This window comes from Dermacoccus sp. Tok2021 (genome assembly GCF_019895135.1).
Taxonomy (GTDB): Bacteria; Actinomycetota; Actinomycetes; order Actinomycetales; family Dermatophilaceae; genus Dermacoccus; species Dermacoccus abyssi.
The window spans coordinates 366,645-388,573 of the sequence record NZ_JAGTHU010000001.1; the positions used below are offsets into that span (position 1 = coordinate 366,645).

The 21,929-nt window shown below is 67.4% G+C and carries 17 protein-coding genes; 2 read left to right on the top strand and 15 right to left on the bottom strand.

The genetic code is table 11. The features are described 5' to 3' along the window. Positions 1 to 79: 79 nt before the first annotated feature. From secG to uvrA, 10 genes are all read right to left on the bottom strand, one after another. Complete coding sequence (gene secG / locus K9D12_RS01740; RefSeq protein ID WP_047312777.1) at positions 80 to 322, bottom strand: preprotein translocase subunit SecG; 243 nt, start codon at positions 320 to 322, stop codon at positions 80 to 82. Positions 323 to 471: 149 nt separating this feature from the next. Next, complete coding sequence (tpiA, locus tag K9D12_RS01745) at positions 472 to 1,272, bottom strand: triose-phosphate isomerase (RefSeq protein ID WP_047312776.1); 801 nt, start codon at positions 1,270 to 1,272, stop codon at positions 472 to 474. Positions 1,273 to 1,374: 102 nt separating this feature from the next. Continuing rightward, entirely contained in the window at positions 1,375 to 2,571 is a 1,197-nt protein-coding gene (gene pgk, locus K9D12_RS01750; RefSeq protein ID WP_223059282.1) for a phosphoglycerate kinase, read from the bottom strand. A gap of 7 nt (positions 2,572 to 2,578) precedes the next feature. Further along, positions 2,579 to 3,586 carry a type I glyceraldehyde-3-phosphate dehydrogenase gene (gene gap / locus K9D12_RS01755; RefSeq protein WP_047312774.1) on the bottom strand — a complete coding sequence of 336 codons (1,008 nt, stop codon included), beginning with the start codon at positions 3,584 to 3,586 and terminating at the stop codon, positions 2,579 to 2,581. Between the two features lie 236 nt (positions 3,587 to 3,822). Next, positions 3,823 to 4,800: a DNA-binding protein WhiA gene (gene whiA / locus K9D12_RS01760; RefSeq protein ID WP_193644197.1), complete on the bottom strand. Its 978-nt coding sequence runs from the start codon at positions 4,798 to 4,800 to the stop codon at positions 3,823 to 3,825. A 141-nt stretch (positions 4,801 to 4,941) separates the two neighbouring features. After that, on the bottom strand, positions 4,942 to 5,919 hold the full coding sequence (gene yvcK, locus K9D12_RS01765; RefSeq protein WP_047312772.1) for a uridine diphosphate-N-acetylglucosamine-binding protein YvcK: 978 nt from the start codon (positions 5,917 to 5,919) through the stop codon (positions 4,942 to 4,944). Further along, positions 5,916 to 6,788: an RNase adapter RapZ gene (gene rapZ, locus K9D12_RS01770; protein ID WP_225910766.1), complete on the bottom strand. Its 873-nt coding sequence runs from the start codon at positions 6,786 to 6,788 to the stop codon at positions 5,916 to 5,918. The genes yvcK and rapZ overlap by 4 nt, the downstream gene beginning before the upstream one ends. A 17-nt stretch (positions 6,789 to 6,805) precedes the next feature. Further along, entirely contained in the window at positions 6,806 to 8,809 is a 2,004-nt protein-coding gene (gene uvrC / locus K9D12_RS01775) for an excinuclease ABC subunit UvrC (RefSeq protein ID WP_047312770.1), read from the bottom strand. Further along, entirely contained in the window at positions 8,809 to 9,219 is a 411-nt protein-coding gene (locus K9D12_RS01780; protein WP_047312769.1) for a Rieske (2Fe-2S) protein, read from the bottom strand. Before K9D12_RS01780 ends, uvrC begins: the two co-directional genes overlap by 1 nt. After that, positions 9,216 to 12,263, bottom strand: a complete 3,048-nt coding sequence (uvrA, locus tag K9D12_RS01785) for an excinuclease ABC subunit UvrA (protein ID WP_223059330.1) — start codon at positions 12,261 to 12,263, stop codon at positions 9,216 to 9,218. Before uvrA ends, K9D12_RS01780 begins: the two co-directional genes overlap by 4 nt. 128 nt (positions 12,264 to 12,391) lie before the next feature. Between uvrA and K9D12_RS01790 the strand changes: the two genes are divergently transcribed. Then, the gene (locus K9D12_RS01790; RefSeq protein ID WP_223059283.1) at positions 12,392 to 14,236 is read left to right on the top strand and encodes a glycoside hydrolase family 15 protein; all 1,845 of its coding nucleotides are present in this window, start codon (positions 12,392 to 12,394) and stop codon (positions 14,234 to 14,236) included. After that, the gene (locus K9D12_RS01795; RefSeq protein WP_223059284.1) at positions 14,233 to 14,904 is read left to right on the top strand and encodes an MBL fold metallo-hydrolase; all 672 of its coding nucleotides are present in this window, start codon (positions 14,233 to 14,235) and stop codon (positions 14,902 to 14,904) included. Before K9D12_RS01790 ends, K9D12_RS01795 begins: the two co-directional genes overlap by 4 nt. An 85-nt stretch (positions 14,905 to 14,989) precedes the next feature. Here K9D12_RS01795 and K9D12_RS01800 read toward each other — a convergent pair whose 3' ends face one another. The 5 genes from K9D12_RS01800 to K9D12_RS01820 all read right to left on the bottom strand — a co-directional run bounded on the left by K9D12_RS01800 (position 14,990) and on the right by K9D12_RS01820 (position 21,874). Then, positions 14,990 to 15,313 (bottom strand): DUF3817 domain-containing protein, encoded by a 324-nt coding sequence (locus K9D12_RS01800; RefSeq protein WP_165357858.1) that lies wholly within the window; start codon positions 15,311 to 15,313, stop codon positions 14,990 to 14,992. A 42-nt stretch (positions 15,314 to 15,355) separates the two neighbouring features. Next, positions 15,356 to 17,458 (bottom strand): excinuclease ABC subunit UvrB, encoded by a 2,103-nt coding sequence (gene uvrB / locus K9D12_RS01805; RefSeq protein WP_225910767.1) that lies wholly within the window; start codon positions 17,456 to 17,458, stop codon positions 15,356 to 15,358. Between the two features lie 95 nt (positions 17,459 to 17,553). Further along, the gene (gene coaE, locus K9D12_RS01810) at positions 17,554 to 18,189 is read right to left on the bottom strand and encodes a dephospho-CoA kinase (protein ID WP_223059285.1); all 636 of its coding nucleotides are present in this window, start codon (positions 18,187 to 18,189) and stop codon (positions 17,554 to 17,556) included. Between the two features lie 16 nt (positions 18,190 to 18,205). After that, complete coding sequence (gene coaE, locus K9D12_RS01815) at positions 18,206 to 20,572, bottom strand: dephospho-CoA kinase (RefSeq protein ID WP_223059286.1); 2,367 nt, start codon at positions 20,570 to 20,572, stop codon at positions 18,206 to 18,208. 126 nt (positions 20,573 to 20,698) lie between these two features. Next, positions 20,699 to 21,874 carry an aminotransferase class I/II-fold pyridoxal phosphate-dependent enzyme gene (locus K9D12_RS01820; RefSeq protein WP_223059287.1) on the bottom strand — a complete coding sequence of 392 codons (1,176 nt, stop codon included), beginning with the start codon at positions 21,872 to 21,874 and terminating at the stop codon, positions 20,699 to 20,701. Positions 21,875 to 21,929 lie beyond the last annotated feature (55 nt).

Below are 21,929 nucleotides of genomic sequence, written 5' to 3' on the forward strand. Positions count from 1 at the left end.
AACGACGAAAGAGCCCCTCACCGCTGCCGGTGAGGGGCTCTTTCAATGTCGAAGCCTGTGTTCGGCTCGCGACGAGGTGTCAGTTGAACCGCTCGACGAGACCGAGTCCGATGATGGCCGCGAACCACAGGCCCGCCGCGCCGACCGTGATGCGGTTGAGGTTGCGTTCGGCCATCGAGGAGCCACCCATCGTGGCTCCGGAGCCACCACCGAACATGTCGGAGAGTCCGCCGCCACTGCCCTTGTGCATGAGGATGAGCATGGTCAGGAACAGACTGCTCAGCACGAGCAGAACCTGCAGAGCGATCTTCAGAATGTCCACGTAGAAATCTCACCTCACGACGACGCGAGCTGACGCCCGCACAATTCGCCCAAGCCTATCGCGTCGGACACCGTGCCCATGTCAGCCCCCGACGCGCGCCGAGCGGCACGACCTCGGTGGCCGGTGGGTCCGGCGTGCGACGCGCAGGGTCACTGCCCGGCGTGCTCCTTGTAACGGCAAATGCCGGCGAAGTCGTCGACGACGAGCGACGCACCACCGACAAGGGCGCCGTCGACGTCGTCACCGGCCATGATTTCCGCGACGTTGCCGGGCTTGACCGAACCGCCGTAGAGAACGCGGACCTTCGCGGCGACATCGCCGTCGAACACGCGGGCGAGGGCCTCGCGCAGCGCGCCGCAGACCTCCTGCGCGTCCGCCGGCGTGGCGACCTCACCCGTACCGATGGCCCACACGGGCTCGTACGCCACGACGAGGCTCTCCGCCTGCTCCCGCGAGAGACCGGCGACGGCCGCCTCGAGCTGAGCGACCGTGTGCTCGACGTGCTGACCGGCCTTGCGGACCTCGAGCGGCTCGCCGACGCACAGGATCGGCGTCATGCCGTGGCGATAGGCTGCCTCGACCTTGGCGCGCACGATCTCGTCCGTCTCGTGGTGGTACTCGCGACGCTCGCTGTGGCCGACGCACACGTACGTGCAGCCGAGCTTTGCGAGGAACGCACCTGAGACCTCACCGGTGTAGGCGCCCTCGTCGTGCTGCGAGAGGTCCTGGGCGCCGTAGACGAGCTTCAGCTTGTCGCCGTCGACGAGCGTCTGCACCGAACGCAGGTCGGTGAACGGCGGCAGCACGGCCACCTCAACGTCGGCGAAGTCATGGCGCTTGTCCTCGAGGGTCCACGTGAGCTTCTGCACGAGGTGCGTGCCCTGCAGGTGGTCGAGATTCATCTTCCAGTTGCCCGCCATGAGCGGCGTGCGGGTGGTGGTCGAAGCCATGAGGCTCCCCTTTCCCTTGAAGGTTCGAGGTGATGGAACGAGAACGAGCCCCGCTCCCGCCGGACGACGGAAGCGGGGCTCGTGACGTGCGGGACGTCGGCGTCAGCCGAGCACCTCGATGCCGGGCAGGTTCTTGCCCTCGAGGTACTCGAGGCTGGCGCCTCCGCCGGTGGAGATGTGACCGAACTGCTCGTCGGCGAAGCCCAGCTGACGCACTGCGGCGGCCGAGTCGCCGCCACCGACCACGGTGAGAGCACCGTTCTCGGTGGCTTCGACGAGCGCCTGGGCGACGGCCTTCGTGCCCGCGGCGAACGGCTCCATCTCGAATGCGCCCATCGGGCCGTTCCAGAACACCGTCTTGCAGTCGGTGAGCTTCGACGCGTAGAGCTTCGCGGACTCGGGACCGATGTCGAGACCCATCTGGTCGGCCGGGATGGCGTCGACCGCGACGACCTCGCTGCCCTTGTCGGCAGCGAACTCGGGCGCCACGACGACATCGACCGGCAGGACGATCTCGACGCCGGCCTCCTTGGCCTTGGCGATGTAGCCCTTGACGGTCTCGAGCTGCTCGTCGTCGAGAAGGCTCTTGCCGACCTCGTGGCCTTCGGCCTTGAGGAAGGTGAAGACCATGCCGCCACCGATGAGGAGACGGTCCGCGGTCTTCATGAGGTTCTCGATGACGGCGAGCTTGTCAGCGACCTTGGCGCCGCCGAGCACGACGGCGTAGGGACGCTGCGGCTCGCCCGTGAGGCGCTGCAACACGTCGACCTCGGCCTGCACGAGACCACCCATGGCCGACGGCAGGAGTTCGGCGACGTCGTACACGGACGCCTGCTTGCGGTGCACGACACCGAAGCCGTCGGAGACGAAGACGTCGGCGAGATCGGCCAGCTGCTGGGCGAACTCGCGGCGCTCGGCGTCGTCCTTGCTCGTCTCCCCCGCATTGAAGCGCAGGTTCTCGAGCAGGGCGACGTCGCCGTCACCGAGGGACTCCACGACCTCACGGGCCGAGTCGCCGACGGTGTCGGAGGCGAACTTCACGTCCTGACCGAGCAACTCCGACAGACGGGAGACGACCGGCTCGAGCGAGTACTTCGCCTCCGGCTCACCCTTGGGACGGCCGAGGTGGGCCACGACAACGACGCGGGCGCCTGCCTTCGTCAGCTCCTGGATCGTGGGGACGGACGCGCGCACACGGCCGTCGTCCGTGATCCGGGAACCATCGAGCGGCACGTTGAGGTCACTGCGCAGCAGAACCTTCTTGCCCCTCAGATCACCGAGGTCGGAGATCGACTTCATCGACGCCTCAGAGCTTGGAGCCGACGAGGGCGGTGAGGTCGACGAGGCGGTTGGAGTAACCCCACTCGTTGTCGTACCAGCCGACGACCTTGACCTGGTTGCCGATGACCTTCGTCAGGCCGGAGTCGAAGATGCAGGACGCCGGGTCGGTGACGATGTCGGTGGAGACGAGGTCGGCCTCGGAGTAGTTGAGGACGTCCTTGAGCGGGCCCTCGGAAGCGGCCTTCTTGACGATCTCGTTGACCTCTTCGACGGTCGTTTCGCGGGAGGCGGTGAACGTCAGGTCCGTGGCCGAACCCGTGGGAACCGGCACGCGCAGCGCGTAACCGTCGAGCTTGCCCTTGAGCTCCGGCAGGACGAGAGAGACGGCCTTGGCCGCACCCGTCGACGTGGGAACGATGTTGATGGCGGCGGCGCGGGCGCGGCGTGCGTCCTTGTGCGGGGCGTCGTGAAGGCGCTGGTCACCCGTGTAGGCGTGAACCGTCGTCATGAGGCCCTTCTCGATGCCGAGGCCGTCGTTGAGGGCCTTGGCCATCGGGGCGAGGCAGTTCGTCGTGCACGACGCGTTGGAGATGATCGTGTGCTTCTCCGGGTCGTACAGGTCGTCGTTGACGCCCATGACGATGGTGATGTCCTCGTTCTTCGCCGGGGCGGAGATGATGACCTTCTTCGCCCCGCCGGCCAGGTGGGCCTTGGCAGCCTCGGCCTCGGTGAAGAAGCCGGTGGACTCGACGACGATGTCGGCGCCGACGGAGGCCCAGTCGAGCTTGGCCGGGTCCTTCTCGGCGAAGGCGGCGATCTTGGCGCCGTCGACCGTGATGGAGGTGTCGTCGAAGGTGACGTCGCCGTCGAAGCGGCCGAGGATCGAATCGTACTTGAGCAGGTGGGCCAGCGTCTTGTTGTCGGTGAGGTCGTTCACCGCCACGATCTCGACATCTGCGCCCGACGCCTTGACGGCGCGGAAGAAGTTGCGGCCGATGCGGCCAAAGCCATTGATACCAACGCGGACGGTCACTTTTGGACCCTGCCCTTCCCTAGGAATCGAGTGCTCGCGTACCCGCTGGCGGGCACGCGGTCTTTCACACGTCCACCCTATGACAAGGAGCCCCACGCGTGGCGAAGCGGTGGGAGGTTACCGGCCAGTGCATGAGACCCGCAGAGCCGCACGGTGGGCCTGTGTGGCGCCTTCGTCGAGCACAGATCGACGCCCACCGCGGGGGTGCGGTGGGCGTCGGCGAAGTGTGGCGAGGGTCAGTCGTCCTCGAGCATGTCCGGCGTGAGGTTGGCCTCCGTGCCAGGAATGCCGAGTTCCGCCGCACGCTTGTCCGCCATGGCGAGCAGACGACGGATGCGCCCGGCAACCGCGTCCTTCGTCATCGGCGGGTCGGCGAGAGCGCCCAGCTCCTCGAGGCTGGCCTGCTTGTGCTCGATGCGCAGTTCACCGGCCTGACGCAGGTGACCGGGCACCTCGTCGCCGAGGATTTCCATGGCGCGAGCAACGCGCGAACCGGCCGCGACGGCCGCGCGGGCCGAACGGCGCAGGTTGGCATCGTCGAAGTTCGCGAGGCGGTTGGCGGTGGCACGCACCTCTCGGCGCATACGGCGCTCCTCCCACACGAGGCGCGCGTCCGTGGCGCCCATGTGCGTGAGCATGGCCCCGATGGCCTCCCCGTCACGGATGACGACGCGGTCGACCCCACGCACCTCACGTGCCTTCGCGGCGATGCCGAGGCGGCGGGCCGCTCCGACGAGGGCGAGAGCCACCTCGGAGCCGGGGCACGTGATCTCCATCGACGACGAACGTCCGGGTTCGGTGAGCGATCCGTGAACGATGAAGGCTCCGCGCCATGCGGCGGCGGCGTCGTCGAGGGTGCCGTTGACGATCTTCGGGGGAAGCCCGCGTACAGGACGTCCCTTGGCGTCGACGAGACCCGCCTGAACGGCGAGCTCGGCCTTCGGAACACGCACGACGTAGGACGTGGAGCGACGAATGCCACCCGGGCGCATGACGACGAGTTCGCTCGAGTGGCCGTAAAGCTCGGTGATGGCGGTGCGCAGGCGTCGCGCGGCAACCCCCGTGTCGAGCTCCGCCTCGACGCTCACGCGGCCGCCGACGAGGTGCAATCCCCCTGCGAAACGCAGCATCGCGGCCACCTCGGCCTTGCGCGTCGCGTTCGTCGTGACGACGACCCGGCTGAGCTCGTCCTTGACCGTTGCGGTCATCGCCATGGCGCCATGTCCTCTCCAGAAACGACCGCTCCAAGGCTTGGCTGCCGTGAAGCGGAGTTCTCATTTTGCCTGCTCCAACGCGAGAACCCAAACGCTGTTGGTGCGAAATAGTGACCTGCAGGCGTGCGTACGCCCCCTGACTCATTGATGCCGCGGACCACGGGAGGAACGCTCCATGACGTCTCGATAGGCCGTGGCGAGGCGCAACGTGTCGTGCACCCCGGCCGTGTCCGGGTCGGCCACGTGCTTGTAGACGACCTCCGCGCCGAGGGCGGCAGCGGACGTCTCGAGTGCGTGGAGGGCCCGCTCGTCGTCACCGATGACACCGGGGTCCGCGAGGACCGCATCGAGATGCAGTGCAGGCGCGTGGGCGCGCAGCACCTCCAAGTGGTCGCTTGCCGAGAAGCCAGCGGTTTCGCCCGTGTCCATCTGCACGTTGAGGGCGAGCATGCGCTTCGCCTTGGTCATGACGAGGGCGTCGAGCAGGTCGGGCACGAGAAGGTGTGGCATGACGGACGTGAACCACGAGCCCGGTCCGAGAATGACCCAGTCGGCGTCGAGAACGGCGTCGACGGCCTCCTTGCACGGCTGAGGAGGGTCCGGGAACAGGCGCAGGTTGAGCACCTGTCCGGGCGTCTGCGCGACGGCGACCTGACCGGATACCTCCTGCACTTCCTCCGGCTTCTCGGGGTCCGCGCCACGCACCGTGGCGTCGATGCGCAACGGTTGCATCGACATCGGCAGGACGCGACCGCGCGCGCTCAGCAGGCGCCCCACCATGTCGAGACCCTTGATCGGGTCACCGAGGGAATCCCACAAACCCGCGATGATGAGATTGCCGAGCGCGTGGCCGCCCATCGGACCCTTACCGGGGAAACGGTGCTGCAGCGCGTCACGCCAGGCGATGCCCCACTCGGAGTTGTCACACAGCGCCGCCAGGGCCATGCGCAGGTCACCAGGCGGCAGGATGTCGTACTCCTCCCGGAGGCGTCCCGACGATCCCCCGTCATCGGCGACCGTGACGATGGCCGTGATCTGGTCGGTGACGAGCCGCAGGGCTTCGAGGGAGGCGAAGAGACCGTGCCCTCCCCCGAGCGCCGCGACAGCGGGCCGCTTCACTCGCGCCCCAGGTCGCGGTGTACCACGAGGGTGCCGAGACGTTCGGAACGAAGCTGCTTCGCAAGGGCCTCGGCCATGGCGACGCTCCGGTGCTTGCCCCCCGTGCACCCGACGGCCAGCGTCACGTAGCTACGGCCCTCACGCAGGTAGCCCTCGGTCATCGGTTTGAGGAGTGACAGGACGCCGTCGAGGAACTCCTTCGCACCCGGCTGGCCGAGCACGAAGTCGCTCACGACCTCGTCCTTCCCGCTGAACGGACGCAACTCCGGATTCCAGAAAGGGTTGGGCAGGAAGCGCATGTCGAAAACGAGGTCGGCGTCCAGCGGGATGCCGTACTTGAAGCCGAAACTCATGACGGCGATCCGCAGATCCGGGCCTCCCTTGTCACCGACGAGCTCCTGCACCTTGGCCGAGAGCTGGTGGACGTTGAGGCCACTCGTGTCGATGAGGATGTCCGCGTTCGAGCGAAGATCACGTAGCAGCTCACGCTCGCGCGTGATGCCGTCGAGCATGCGCCCCTCCCCCTGCAGCGGGTGAGGGCGACGCACGGATTCGAAACGGCGCACGAGCGATTCGTCCGTGGCGTCGACGAAGACGACGGAGGGACGCCAGCCGTTGTCGCGCAGCTGCTCGAGGCCTGCGCGGAAGTCGGTGAAGAAGGCACGGCTGCGCACGTCGACGACGGCGGCGACGCGAACGTCGGACTCGCCGCTCTTGTCGACGAGGTCAGCCAGCTGCGTGAGTAACTGCGGCGGCAGGTTGTCGACGACGTACCAGCCCTGGTCCTCGAGAACGTTGGCCGCAGTGGTGCGACCCGCCCCGCTCATACCCGTGACGATCATCATCTCCGAGTGCGCAGAGTCGGTCATCGTGGCCTCTCGTTCTCTCATTCCAGTACTTCTCCGGTCATCACGTTAACCGCTGGCGATCCCTCGTTCGACGAGAGCGCCCGGACGACGGACTCGGCCAGGGCCGGGCCGACACCCTTGACCTCCTGGAGCGCTTCGGCGTCGGCCGCACGGATGGCCTTGACCGTTCCGAAGTGCTGGAGCAACGCCTTCTGCTTGGCCGGCCCGAGGCCCGCGATCCCGTCGAGGGCGGAGACCGTCATGGCTTTCGAGCGCCGTTCCCGGTGGAACGTGATGGCGAAGCGGTGGGCCTCGTCACGCACCCGCTGCAGCAGGTAGAGCGCCTCGCTCGTGCGCGGCAGGATGACGGGGAAGTCGTCGTCCGCGAGCCACACCTCCTCGAGGCGTTTGGCGAGCCCGACGACCGGGATGTCGGCGAACCCGACCTCGGCCAGAGCACGCGCCGCAGCGTCCACCTGCGGGCGTCCACCGTCGACGACGAGAAGCTGCGGACGGTAGGCGAACTTCTTGAGACGCCCGTCCTCGTCACGGAGGGAACCGGCCCTGTCGTCGGCGTCCACCTCGCCACTGACCGGGGTGGTTTCGTCGCCGTTTGCGGTCTCACGGGCCAGACGGGCGAAGCGGCGCGTGAGCACCTCGTGCATGGCGGCCACGTCGTCGTTGCGCAGGGTGCCGTCCGCATCCTCGGTGCCGGCCACGATGAAGCGGCGGTACTCGGACTTGCGCGGCAGGCCGTCCTCGAAGACGACCATCGAGCCCACGACGTTCGTGCCCTGCACGTGCGAGATGTCGAAACACTCGATGCGTAGCGGCGCCTCGGGCAGTCCGAGGTTCTCCTGCAACTCCTCGAGGGCCTGCGAGCGAGCAGTGAGATCGCCGGCCCGGCTGACCTTGTGTCGGGCGAGGGCCTGCTCGGCGTTCTTCGTCACGGTGGCGGCGAGTTTTCGCTTGTCACCACGCTGCGGGACGCGCAGGTCGACCACGCCGCCGCGACGCTGGCGCAGCCAGTCACGCACGTCGTCGGGTTCGCCCGGTAGGACGGGCACGAGCACTTCGCGGGGAACGTCGTCCTTGCCCTCGCGTTCTCCGTACACCTCGAGCAGGATCCGCTCGATGAGTTCCGGGGTTCCGACGCCCGCCTCGCTGGCCTTGTCGGTGACCCAGCCGCGCTGTCCTCGAATGCGCCCACCTCGGACGTGGAAGACCTGGACTGCGGCCTCGAGCTCGTCCTCGACGAGACCGAAGACGTCGGCGTCCGTGGCGTCGTCGAAGACGATGGCCGACTTCTGCAGCACCTTCTCGAGGGCACCGAGATCGTCACGCAAGCGCGCGGCCTGCTCGAAGTCGAGTTCGGCCGACGCCGCCTTCATGCGACGCTCGATGTCGCGCGTGAACCGCGCCGAATCCCCCGCCATGAACGCGCAGAAGTCCTCGGCGATGGCGCGGTGCTCCTCGTGCGTCACGTTGCCGACACACGGAGCACTGCACTTGTCGATGTAGCCGAGCAGGCACGGGCGTCCGGAGGCCTCGGCGCGGCGGTAGACGCCCGCGCTGCACGTGCGCATGGGAAACACGCGCATGAGCTGGTCGAGGGTGTCGCGGATGGCCCACGCGTGGGTGAACGGTCCGAAGTAGCGGGTGCCTGGCTTCTTGCGTCCGCGCATGACCTGCGCCCGCGGCACCTCGTCGGACATCGTCACCGCGAGGTACGGGTACGACTTGTCGTCGCGGTACTTCACGTTGAAGCGCGGGTCGTACTCCTTGATCCACGCGTACTCGAGCTGAAGTGCCTCGACCTCGTTGCGCACGACCGTCCACTCGACGGAGGCTGCCGTGGTCACCATCGTGCGCGTCCGCGGGTGAAGCAGACGCAGGTCCTGGAAGTAGCTCGTGAGGCGCGAACGCAGGGACTTCGCCTTGCCGACGTAGATGACACGTCCGTCACGGTCGCGGAAGCGGTAGACGCCGGCGTCCGTGGGGATGTCGCCCGTCTTCGGGCGGTAGGTGCGGGGATCGGCCATCAGCCGGTGACGTGCAGCTTCGCGCCCTGCACGGCGACCTGCTTGGCGGGAAGCCCCTTCTCCGCCGGGCCGGCGGTGACGTCACCCGTCTTGGGGTCGAAACGGCTGCCGTGGCAGGTGCAGACGATGGCTTCTTCGGTGACCTGGCCGACCTGGCAACCCTGGTGGGGGCAGACCGACGAGAACGCCTTGTAGGAGCCCTTGGTCGGCTGGGTGACGACGACGCTGTTGGTGCGGTCGATGAAGCCGCCACCGACCGGAACGTTCGATGCATCAACGCTGATATCGACCTTCTTGGCCGCCGGAGCGTCGTCACCACCGCCGCAGGCAGCGAGAAGCCCCGTGCCGACGACGGCCGTCGTGGCAGTGAGCGCGCTGCGGCGGGAGATCTCGTTGCTCAGTGACGTCATGACTTCTTCGCCTTCCCGGCGGCGGGTGCCGCCTTCTTCGCCGTCCTCTTGGTGGTGGTCTTCGTCGACGAACTGCTCTTCGTGGCGCTCGTGGTGGCCGCTGCGGCCTTCTTCTCCGCCGCCTTCTTGGCGGCCCGCGGACCGCGCGCAATCGGCTCGACGGCCTTCTGCGGCACGATCTGCGGCGTCACGCCCGCCTTCTCGAGCACCGGCGCGAGGAAGCGACCGGTGTGGCTCTCGGCAACCTGCGCGATTTGCTCCGGAGTTCCCTCGGCAACGACCGTGCCACCGCGGAAGCCGCCCTCGGGACCCATGTCGATGACCCAGTCGGCGCACTTGATGACGTCGAGGTTGTGCTCGATGACGACGACCGTGTTGCCCTTGTCGGCCAGACCCTGGATGACGTCGAGCAGCTTACGGATGTCCTCGAAGTGCAGGCCCGTGGTCGGCTCGTCGAGCACGTAGATGGTGCGTCCGGCGGATCGCTTCTGCAACTCGCTCGCGAGCTTGACGCGCTGGGCCTCACCACCCGAGAGCGTCGGCGCGGGCTGACCGAGGCGGACGTAGCCGAGCCCCACGTCGACGAGGGTGCGCATGTGACGCGCGATGGCCGGAACCGCTTCGAAGAAGTCGGCGGCCTCCTCGATCGGCATGTCGAGGACCTCGGCGATCGTCTTGCCCTTGAAGTGCACCTCGAGCGTCTCACGGTTGTAGCGCGCACCGTGGCACACCTCACAGGGCACGTACACGTCGGGCAGGAAGTTCATCTCGATCTTGAGCGTGCCGTCACCCGAGCAGGCCTCGCAGCGACCGCCCTTGACGTTGAAGGAGAAACGGCCCGGCTGGTAACCGCGCACCTTCGCCTCCTGCGTCTCGGCGAAGAGCTTGCGGATGTTGTCGAACACACCAGTGTACGTGGCCGGGTTGCTTCGCGGGGTACGCCCGATGGGGCTCTGATCGACGTGGACAACCTTGTCGAGTTGCTGCATGCCGGTGACGCGCTTGTGACGCCCCGCCACCTGTCGTGCGCCGTTGAGCTCGTTGGCGAGCGACGTGTAGAGGATGTCGTTGACGAGGGTCGACTTTCCGGAGCCGGAGACCCCGGTGACGACAACGAGGTTGCCCAGCGGGAAGGCAACGTCGACGTTCTTCAGCGTGTGCTCGCGAGCCCCCTCGACGACGACCTGCCGCCCGTCCTGTCCGCGACGCGTCGGGGGAACGGGAATCGACAGGCGGCCGGAGAGGTAGCCACCCGTGATCGAGCGCTTCTCCTTGATGAGGCCCTCGACAGGTCCGGAGTAGACGACCTCACCCCCGTGCTCGCCGGCACCGGGACCGATGTCGACGATCCAGTCGGCCGTCTCGATGGTGTCCTCGTCGTGCTCGACGACGATGAGGGTGTTGCCGAGGTCGCGCAGACGGGTCAGCGTCTCGATGAGGCGGTGGTTGTCGCGCTGGTGGAGACCGATGGAGGGCTCGTCGAGCACGTAGAGCACACCCACGAGGCCGGAACCGATCTGCGTGGCCAGGCGGATGCGCTGAGCCTCGCCACCCGAGAGGGTGCCGGCCGGCCGGTCGAGCGAGAGGTAGTCGAGGCCGACGTCGAGCAGAAAGCCCAGGCGAGCGCCGATCTCCTTGATGACGCGCTCGGCGATCTGACGCTCACGCGAGTCGAAGTCGACCCCGTCGAGGAAGTACGCGGACTCCGAGATGGGCAGGGCGCAGACCTCGGCGATCGACTTGCCACCGATGGTGACGGCGAGCGACTCCGGCTTGAGTCGGGCACCCTTGCACACCGGGCACGGGACCTCACGCATGTAGCCCTCGTAGCGCTCACGACTCCACTCGGACTCCGTCTCGGAGTGGCGACGCTTGACGAACGGGATGACGCCCTCGAAGCCCGTCGAGTACGAGCGCTCACGCCCGTAGCGGTTGCGGTAGCGCACGTGAACCTTGTGGTTCTTGCCCTCGAGCAGCATGGTGCGGGCGCGGGTGGGCAGGGCACGCCAGGGTGTGTCGAGGTCGAAGCCCTGCTCGTCGCCGAGCGCCTTCATCACGCGGATGAAGTAGTCGGCCGCACCCGAGCCCTGCGCCCACGGGAGGATGGCCCCGTCTCGCAGCGTCTTGTCCTCGTCGGGCACGACGAGGTCGGGGTCGACCTGGAGTTCCGTACCGAGGCCGGTGCACTCGGGGCAGGCACCGAACGGGCTGTTGAAGGAGAACGAGCGAGGCTCGATGGCGTCCATCGACAGCGGGTGGTCGTTGGGGCACGCGAGCTTCTCCGAGTAGCGGCGCTCGAGCGGCCCCTCGACCTCCTCGCCCTCACGCACGACCTTTTCGACGACGACGAGTCCGTCGGCAAGGCCGAGAGCTGTCTCGACGGAGTCGGTGAGGCGCTGGCGTCCGCTCGTGTCGTCGGGGCCCTTCGCGACGAGGCGGTCGACCACGACGTCGATGGTGTGCTTCTTCTGCTTCTCGAGCACCGGCGGTTCGGTGAGCGACACGATCTCGCCGTCGACGCGGGCGCGCGAGAAGCCCTTCGTCTGCAGTTCGGCGAACAGGTCGACGTACTCGCCCTTGCGCGCCCGGACCACGGGGGCGAGCACCTGGTAGCGCGTGCGCTCGGGCAGCTCCTGGATGCTGTCGACGATCTGCTGCGGGGTCTGGCTGCCGACCGGCTCGCCACAGACGGGGCAGTGCGGACGACCGGCGCGCGCGAAGAGCAGACGGAAGTAGTCGTAGACCTCCGTGATGGTGCCCACGGTGGAGCGCGGGTTGCGGTTCGTGCTCTTCTGGTCGATCGAGACGGCCGGGCTCAGACCTTCGATGAAGTCGACGTCGGGCTTGTCCATCTGCCCGAGGAACTGACGCGCGTACGCCGACAGCGACTCGACGTAGCGACGCTGGCCCTCGGCGAAAATCGTGTCGAACGCGAGCGACGACTTGCCCGAACCGGACAGGCCCGTGAAGACGACGAGCGCGTCACGCGGGATCTCGATCGAGACGTTCTTGAGGTTGTGCTCACGTGCACCACGCACGAGCAGGTGATCGTGGCCGCGACGCGCGACGGCGGAAGCGCTCGAACGTCGCTCGGCGGCCTGGGAGTTCTGAGAATTCGGCACGGCTCCATGCTAGGTGCGACCACCGACAACCGCGGACTAGGCTGGCCCTCATGCCTGCCGACACCACCCTTTCCGAGGCAAACCACACCCCGATCGAGGACTACGCGATCATCGGCGACACCGAGACAGCGGCCCTCATCAGCCTCCGGGGCTCCGTCGACTGGTTGTGCCTCCCCCGGTTCGACTCCTCGAGTTGCTTCACCGCCCTTCTCGGTACCCCCGACCACGGCCGTTGGCTGCTGGGTCCTTCCGACGAGGCAACGACCACGCGCAGCTACCGGGGCAACAGCTTCGTCCTCGAGACCATCCACGAGACGCCGACCGGCAAGGTGCGCGTCACCGACCTCATGCCCGTGAGCGACGGCCGCGCCGACGTGCTACGCCGCGTCGAGGGTCTCGAGGGCACCGTGGCGATGGAGCAGGAGCTCATCGTCCGCTTCGGCTACGGCAAGGTGAAGCCGTGGGTCAGCCACCACCCCGGCCACAGCGAGGACGAGGAGGTGCTCGTCGCGATCGCCGGGCCCGACATGCTCATCTTCCGCGGCGACCGACTGCCCGTCGGTGACGAGGGCCGTCACCGTGACCACTTCGAGGTCAAGGCCGGTGAACGCTACGACTTCAGCGTCACCTGGGTGCCCAGCTACAAGCCGATCCCCGTTCCCCTCGACACCGACCGTCGCATCGCAGCCTCCCTCGATCGCTGGGAGAACTGGGTGAGCCACTGCACGTACAACGGCCCGCACGCCGAGGTCGTCAAGCGCAGCCTGCTCGTGCTCGACCTGCTCACCGACAGCCGGCGCGGCGGCATCGTCGCAGCTCCCACGACGTCGCTTCCCGAGCACATCGGCGGCGAACGGAACTGGGACTACCGCTACTGCTGGCTGCGCGACGCCTCGCTGGGCCTCGAGTCCCTGCTGCGCGCTGGCTACATCGAGGCCACGCTGAAGTGGCGTGAGTGGCTCGTGCGCGCCCTCGCCGGTGATCCCGAGGACATGCAGATCATGTACACGATCGACGGTGGGCGTGAACTCGCCGAACGCGAACTCGACCACCTGCCCGGGTACGCGAACAGCCGACCGGTCCGCGTGGGCAACGGCGCCGTCGACCAGAAGCAGACGGATGTCCTCGGCGAGGTCATGATCGCCTTCGAGTCCGCTCGCGACCTCGGCGGGCAGGAGAGCCAACAGAGTTGGGCGATCCAGGCTGCGCTCGTCAACGAGCTCGCGGATCACTGGGACGAGCCGGACAACGGCCTGTGGGAGATCCGCGGGCCCCTGCAGCACTTCACGCACTCGCGCGTCATGGTGTGGGCGGCCTTCGACCGCGCGATCCAGGCCGTCGAGGAGCACGACCTGCCCGGTGACGTCGAGCGCTGGCGCGAGATCCGCGACCTCGTGCGTGAGGAGGTGCTGACGAAGGGCTTCAACACGGACAAGAACACCTTCACGCAGCACTACAACACCGACGAGGTGGACGCCTCCCTGCTGCTCATCCCTCTCATCGGGTTCCTGCCCGGTGACGACCCCCGCGTCATCGGCACCGTGCGCGCCATCGAGAACGACCTCATGCGCGGCGGGTTCCTCCTGCGCTACCGCACCCAGTCGGGCGTCGACGGCCTCGCGGGCGACGAGCACCCGTTCCTCGCGTGCTCGTTCTGGCTCGTCTCGGCCTACGCGAAGATCGGCGAGCTCGACAAGGCCTGCGAGCTGTTCGACCGCCTGTGCGACCTGCCGAACGACGTGGGCCTGCTCGCCGAGGAGTACGACCCCGAGGAAATGCGTCAGGTGGGCAACTTCCCGCAGGCCTTCAGCCACCTCACGCTCATCGGTGCGGCCTACGACCTCCACGAGGCACGCATCGCGTCGAACGACTACCCCGACGAGGAGATCGCATGAGTTACGTTTCGGACGTCCAGCCCGGCCAGGCGCCGTCGCGCCTCGACCTTCCCGGCCTCACGATGTGGAAGCTGTCGGTCTCGGACATGCACAACAACGTCTACCTGCTCAAGGACGCCGCCACCGGTGAGGCGTTGCTCGTGGACGCCGCCGACGACGCCGCGGCTATCCGTGAGCTGCTCGCCGAGGCGCAGGTCGAGGACGAAGCCCTCGTCGGCGTCGTGACGACCCACAAGCACTGGGATCACCACCGGGCCCTGCCGGAGATCGCACCTCTGGCCCGCGAGACGATGGCCGGCGAACTCGACGGACCGGAACTGCCCGTCGAGCCGAGCCGCACGCTCGCCGACGGGGACACCGTCACGCTCGGCGAACAGACGCTCACGGCGCACCACGTGCCCGGGCACACACCGGGCAGCGTCGTCCTCAGCTGGTCGCCCGAGGACGGTTCGACGCCGCACGTCTGGACCGGAGACACCCTGTTTCCCGGCGGCGTGGGTGCCACGAACCACAGCGACGAGCAGTCCTTCGACGAACTGTTCGCCTCGGTCAGGGATCGGATATTCGGCCGTTTCGACGACGCCGTCGTGCACCCCGGCCACGGTGACGACACGAGCCTCGCCACCGAACGTCCGCACCTCGACGAATGGCGCGAACGAGGCTGGTGAACGGACGACCGGCGAGAACGACGAAGCGCCCGGTCCGGCAGCTCAAGGCTGCCCGGACCGGGCGCTTTCTCGTCCGGCGGGGGCGTCAGGCCGTGACGCGCGGGCCGGCGGCCGGGGTGTCGAGTTCGCCTGCACGCTCGGCGCGCTTCTCGAACCAGATCGTCATGAACGGGATGACGGCGCTGACGAGGGCGAGACCGATCGTCTTGCCCGGCCAGCTCTTCTCCTGCCACAGCTTGAGCGCACACAGCACGTAGCCGATGAACATGACGCCGTGGATGGGGCCGGCGATCTGCACACCCATCTCGGTGGTCTTCAGGATCCACTTGAAGAACATGCCGATGAGCAGCAGACCCCAGGAGATGGCTTCGGCCAGCGCGAAACCCTTGAACAAACGCGTGATCGTCATGCGTTCAAGAATACCGATGCCCCCTGAGCGCAGCGTGGGCGCCTACTTCTGGCCCTCCGTCATCTGGCGCAGCTCCTTCTTGAGGTCACGCAACTCGTCGCGCAGGCGAGCTGCCAGTTCGAACTGAAGCTCTGCTGCGGCCTCGTGCATCTGTGCCGTGAGTTCCTGGATGAGCCCCGCTAGGTCGGCGCTGCTCGAGCCCTTGCGACCGCCCGTGGCGACGTCGGCGTCGGCCGTGGCGGCTCCTGTGCCACCGTGGCCCTTGCCGCGGCTCATCGAACGGCCGGAACCGAGCAGGGCGTCCGTGTCGGCGTCCTCACGCTGCAGCATGTCGGTGATGTCGGCGATCTTCTTGCGCAGCGGCTGCGGGTCGACCCCGTGCTCGGTGTTGTAGGCCACCTGCTTCTCGCGACGACGCGTGGTCTCGTCGATCGCCTCCTGCATCGACGGGGTGATCTTGTCGGCGTACATGTGCACCTGACCCGAGACGTTTCGGGCGGCACGGCCGACGGTCTGGATGAGGCTTCGCGCCGAGCGCAGGAAGCCTTCCTTGTCGGCGTCGAGGATCGACACGAGCGAGACCTCGGGCAGGTCGAGACCCTCGCGGAGCAGGTTGATGCCGACGAGCACGTCGTACTCACCCATGCGCAGTTCGCGCAGGAGTTCGACGCGGCGCAGGGTGTCGACCTCGGAGTGCAGGTACCGAACCCGAACGCCCTTGTCGAGGAGATAGTCGGTGAGGTCCTCGGCCATCTTCTTCGTCAGGGTGGTGACGAGGACGCGTTCGTTCTTCTCGGTACGCGTGCGGATCTCGCCGAGCAGGTCGTCGATCTGGCCCTTCGTCGGCTTGAGAACGATCTCCGGGTCGACGAGGCCGGTGGGGCGAATGACCTGCTCGACGTAACCGTCGCTCTTGGCCATCTCGTAGTCGCCCGGCGTGGCCGACAGGTAGACGGTCTGGCCGATGCGCTCGAGGAACTCCTCCCACTTGAGGGGACGGTTGTCCATCGCGCTCGGCAGGCGGAAACCGTGGTCGACGAGGGTGCGCTTGCGCGACATGTCGCCCTCGTACATCGCGCCGATCTGCGGCACCGTCTGGTGCGACTCGTCGATGACGAGCAGGAAGTCCTCGGGGAAGTAGTCGAGCAGCGTGTTCGGGGCGGAGCCCGACTCACGGCCGTCCATGTGGCGGCTGTAGTTCTCGATGCCCGCACACGAGCCGACCTGACGCATCATCTCGATGTCGTACGTCGTGCGCATCCGCAGGCGCTGCGCCTCGAGCATCTTGCCCTCGGTCTCGAACCGCTGGAGTTGGTCACCGAGTTCGACCTCGATGCCCTTGATGGCGCGTTCCATGCGCTCGGGGCCGGCCACGTAGTGCGTGGCCGGGAAAACGTACATCTCCTCCTCGTCGTTGACGATCTCGCCCGTCAACGGGTGGAGGGTGTAGAGCCGGTCGATCTCGTCGCCGAAGAACTCGATGCGAATGGCCAGTTCCTCGTACACCGGGATGATCTCCACCGTGTCGCCGCGCACCCGGAACGTGCCGCGCGTGAAGGCCATGTCGTTGCGCGTGTACTGCATGGTGACGAAGCGGCGCAGCAACTCGTCACGGTTGATCTCCTGGCCGACCTTCAGCCGGGCCATCCGGTCGACGTACTCCTGCGGGGTACCGAGACCGTAGATGCAGGACACCGACGCGACGACGACGACGTCCCGGCGGGTGAGCAGGGAGTTCGTGGCCGAGTGACGCAGTCGCTCGACCTCCTCGTTGATCGAGGAGTCCTTCTCGATGTACGTGTCCGTCTGCGGTACATACGCCTCTGGCTGGTAGTAGTCGTAGTAACTGACGAAGTACTCGACGGCGTTGTGCGGCAGCAGCTCGCGGAACTCGTTGGCAAGCTGCGCGGCCAGTGTCTTGTTCGGCGCGAGCACGAGGGTCGGGCGTTGCACCTGCTCGATGAGCCAGGCCGTCGTCGCGGACTTACCGGTACCGGTGGCGCCCAGGAGGACGATGTCCTTCTCCCCCGCGTTGACGCGCTGGGAGAGCTCGGCGATGGCCTTCGGCTGGTCGCCGGCGGGCTGATACTCCGACTCGACCTTGAACGGCGCAACGCGGCGCTGGATGTCAGTCACTGGACGCATGGTCAAACCCTACGTCCGGGCACCGACAACCCCGGAATCACGGGGTCCTGATGCCACTCGAGGCCACCCGCACGGCTGGGGGCGCCATCCGTAAGTCAGTGATGAACCGACGGCTCGACGTGCATCGTCCAGACCTCCGATGCCTGCTCGCGCAGCTCCTCGGGGGTGCCCGTGTTGTCGATCCACACGTCGGCCACGGCACGGCGCTGCTCCGTTGTGGCCTGTGAGCGGATGCGTGAGAGCGCCGCTTCCTTCGTCATGCCCCGGTCGGCGACGAGGCGCTCGAGGCGCACCTCTTCCGGCGCATCGACGATGACGACGAGGTCGTACTTGTCCGCGTACCCCAACTCGACGAGCAACGGAATGTCGTGGACCACGACCTGCCCCGACGCGGCCTTGCCCATCTGTCGCGCCGTCTCCTGCGCGATGAGGGGGTGCGTGATGCCTTCGAGTCGCCGCCGGGCCGTCTCGTCGGCGAAGACGAGCTCTGCCATCGCAGGGCGGTTCAACTCACCGTCGGCGGTCAGCATCGCTTCCCCGAACTCCTCGACGATCGCGCGGAGGCCGTCGGAGCCGGGCGCCACGACGAGGCGCTGGATCGCGTCCGAATCGACGACGAGGGCACCGAGCTGCGCGAACGTGCGCGCCACGGTGGACTTTCCGGAGCCGATACCGCCGGTCAGCCCGACCCGCAGGCCTCGCTCGCTCGTGTGCTGCTCGGTGCCACTCATCGTCTCTCCTCGATCGTCAGCTGCCCGCGTGAGCGCTCGTCGCGTCGAGCACCGGCTGCACGTGCTCGTCCCAGTGTGCGTCGACGAGCTCACGCAGTTCGTCGCGTGTTCCTGCATTCTCCATGACGAAGTCCGCAGCGTCCTCGCGCTCGCTCTGCTGGGTGTCGGCGTCGATCTCCGCCCATGCTTGCTCGCGGGTGAGACCGCGCTCCTCCATGAGGCGCCCCACGCGCAGCTCGACCGGAGCCGACACGACGACGACCTGGTCGAAGTCGCGCGGCGTCGACTCGGTGAGCAGCGCGAGGTCGAGTACGAGAACGGAATCCTCGCCGACCGCCTTGGCCCGAGCGTCGGCCACCTCGCGGACGGCAGGCCCGACCACGTCGTACAGGCGCCGACGGGCGGAGTGGCTCTCCGTCGTCAGGCCGTCGAGCGTTTCCCAGTCGATCGTGCCGTCGGGGTGGACGATCTCCTCGGAGAAGACCGCGCGCAGGTCCTCGAGCGTCTCGTGGCCCGGTGTGAGCACCTCTCGCATGAGCTCGTCGAACTCGACGACCACTGCGCCGCGACGCTCGAACTCGTCGGCGACGACCGACTTTCCGGAGGCCACGGCGCCCGTGAGACCGATCGACACGGCCGCGCGACGGGCCGCGAGAGCCTGCGTGTGCGAGGTCGTCGGGGTGTGCGTCTCGTATTCGGGCTCGGTGCCGATCTCGAACTCGGGCAGGACGACGTACTCGTCCATGTCCTCGCTGTTCTCGGCCGCGCGGCGCTCGTACTCCTCCTGCGGGAGAACCTTCTTCCACTGTCGCGTGCGGATCGGCTTCGCCGCGCCCGCGTCCTCGCGCAGCGCCTGCAGCAGGAGGAACGCCTGGAGGATCGTCAGGATCATGACCGGGAAGCCGATGACGATGATGACCTCCTGCAGCGCGTTGAGGCCGTTGTCGCCGGCGGTGAGGATGATCGCCGCACAGACGGCTCCGACCGACAGCGACCAGAACACGCGCTGACGGCGCGTCCCCATGTCCTCGTGGCCGTTCGCCATGGCGTCGAGCACGAGGGCACCCGAATCGATCGAGGTGACGAAGAAGACGACGATGACGATGAGGGCCAGGGTCGCCGTGACGCCGTAGAGCGGCATGTCCTTGAGGAACTGGAACAGGGCGTCCTGCACGCGGCCGTCATCGACGATCGTCTTCGTCAGCTCGCCACCGGTACCCGGCTTGTCCGCGCTCGCGCGATCGGAGGTGATGGCCGAGAAGCCGTAGATCGACATCCAGACGACGACAAACGCGGTCGGCAGGCCGAGGGACGCGGCCACGAAGGCACGGATGCTCCGGCCGCGGGAGATCTTCGCGACGAACATGCCGACGAAGGGCGCCCAGGTCACCGTCCAGGCCCAGTAGAAGACGGTCCAGTCACCCGACCACTGGCCGTGACCGAAGCTGTCGTTGAAGGTGCTGAGCACCGGCAGGGCACTGAGGTAGCGACCGGACGCCTCGATGATGCTGCGCATGAGGTCGGACGTCGACGCCGCGTTCATGAGGATGAAGAGCATGAGCGCGATCGCGAGGATGATGTTCGCGTACGAGAGGCGCTTGACGCCCTTGTCCATACCCGCGAGCACGGACGTCAGCGCTGCAGCGGTGATCACCGCGAGGATCGCAGCCTGCACCATGCCGGAGATCGGCACGCCGAAGACGTACTTCATACCGGAGTTGATCTGCAGCGCACCGAGACCCGTCGACACGGCAAGACCGAAGACGGTGGCGACGATCGAGATGATGTCGATCGTGCGTCCGATCGGACCGTGGATGCGGTCACCCAGGACCGGGTGGAACGCCGAGGAGACACGTGGCGGCAGGTTGCGCTTGTAGGTGAAGTAGCCGAACGACAGGCCGGGCACGATGAGCACGGCCCACATGTGGATGCCGAAGTGGAAGTTGGCGATGTTGATGGCCTGCCAGGCGGCGGCGTCGGTGAACGCCTTGTCGCCCATCGGCGGGTTCGCGTAGTGGTTCATCGGCTCGGCGATGCCCCAGAACATGAGGACGGCGCCGACGCCGGCGGCGAACATCATGCCGAACCACGCGAGCCCCGAGTACTCGGGTTCGGCGTCGTCCGCACCGATCTTGATGCGGCCGTAGCGGCTCATGGCGAGCCCGACGGAGAAGACGACGAGGAGCGTGGCGCCGGCCGTGTAGAACCAGCCGATGTCGTAGCGCAACCAGTGCGCGATGGAACCGAAGAACTTCTGAACCGGCCCCGGAAACAGACCCATCCCTGCGGTGAACAGGACGATGAGGAAGGCCGAGCCGAAAAAGATGATGGGCGACGTACGCAGACCGAGGCGGTCGTGGGCACGTGTGGAGATCGAGTTCACGAGAGTCTCAGAGGGGTTGGTCGAAATTCACCGAACTCCCAACGACCCCGGAGCCTCGGCGAACCTGTGCCCGGACGGCACGATCCGCCATGGTAGTCAATCCCCCGTCTCAGCGCTGGCGGTACGTCACTCTCCGGCAGCGGAATCGCTGAAAATGCTCATCCGGGCGAGCCGGTCGAAGGCCTCGTCGATGCGCTGCTCCCCAACCGTCACGGCGAGGCGTAGGAAGCCCTCACCGGACTCACCGAAAGCCGTTCCCGGAATGGTGAGGATGTGCGCCTCCTCGACGATGCGCGCGGCGCACTCGACGGACGTGAGGCCCGTCGCGCGGATGTCAGCCCACAGGTAGATCGCCCCCTGCGGTGCGAGGGCATCCATGTTCGCAAGGGCCCGGACGCGCTCGTACGCCCGCTCGAGACGGCGGCGGTAGAGCTCCTTGACCGGGGGCTGCAACTCGTGACGGCGCTCCAGGGCGTGCAGAGCCGCACGCTGGCTCACCGACGGCGCGGTGAAGACGTTGTTCTCGTTGACGTCGCGCGCGGTGGAGACGAACTCGGCCGGGGCCATGATCCAGCCGACGCGCCACCCCGTCATCATGAAGTCCTTGCTGAAGGAGCCGACGGTGATGGTGCGCTCCCCCATGCCCGGCAGCGAGGCAAAGGGCACGAACGGCTCGGTGTACGTGAACGATGTGTAGATGTCGTCCGCGATGACGACGAGGTCGTGTTCCTTCGCCACCTCGGCCACGGTCTCGAGCGCGGCGCGCGACCACGAGACGCCCGTCGGGTTGCAGGGCGTGTTGACGATGAGGGCCCGCGTGCGCGGCGTGACGGCGGCCTCGAGATCCTCACGGGTGACCTGGAAGCCGTTCTCCTTGCGCGTGGGCACGAAGACGGGCACGCCGCGGGCGAGACGGACCTGGTGCGGGTACGGCGTGAAGTACGGCTCGATGACGAGCACCTCGTCGCCGTCGTCGAGCAGCGTCTCCATGACGAGCCACATCGCGTGGCAACCGGACGTCGTCACCATGACGTCGTCGACGGGGCGCTCGAGGGCGTGATCGGTGCGGTACATCTCGACGATCGCCTCACGCAGTTCGGGGTCGCCGAGGCTGGAGGTGTAGTGCGTGTGCCCGGCCTTCGCGTCGGCTGCGGCAGCGTCGACGACGCCCTCGTCGGTGGTGAGGTCGGGGTCGCCGAGGCTGAAGTTGATGACGTCGTCGAACTCGCGGGCGCGGTCGGCGATGACCGACATCTGCGTCGACGAATCGCCCTGGTATCGGGAGGAAATGAAACGTGCCATCGTTCGAGAGCCCCTTATCGCGCAACGAGCCGCACCGATCAGGCGCGGGCGGCAC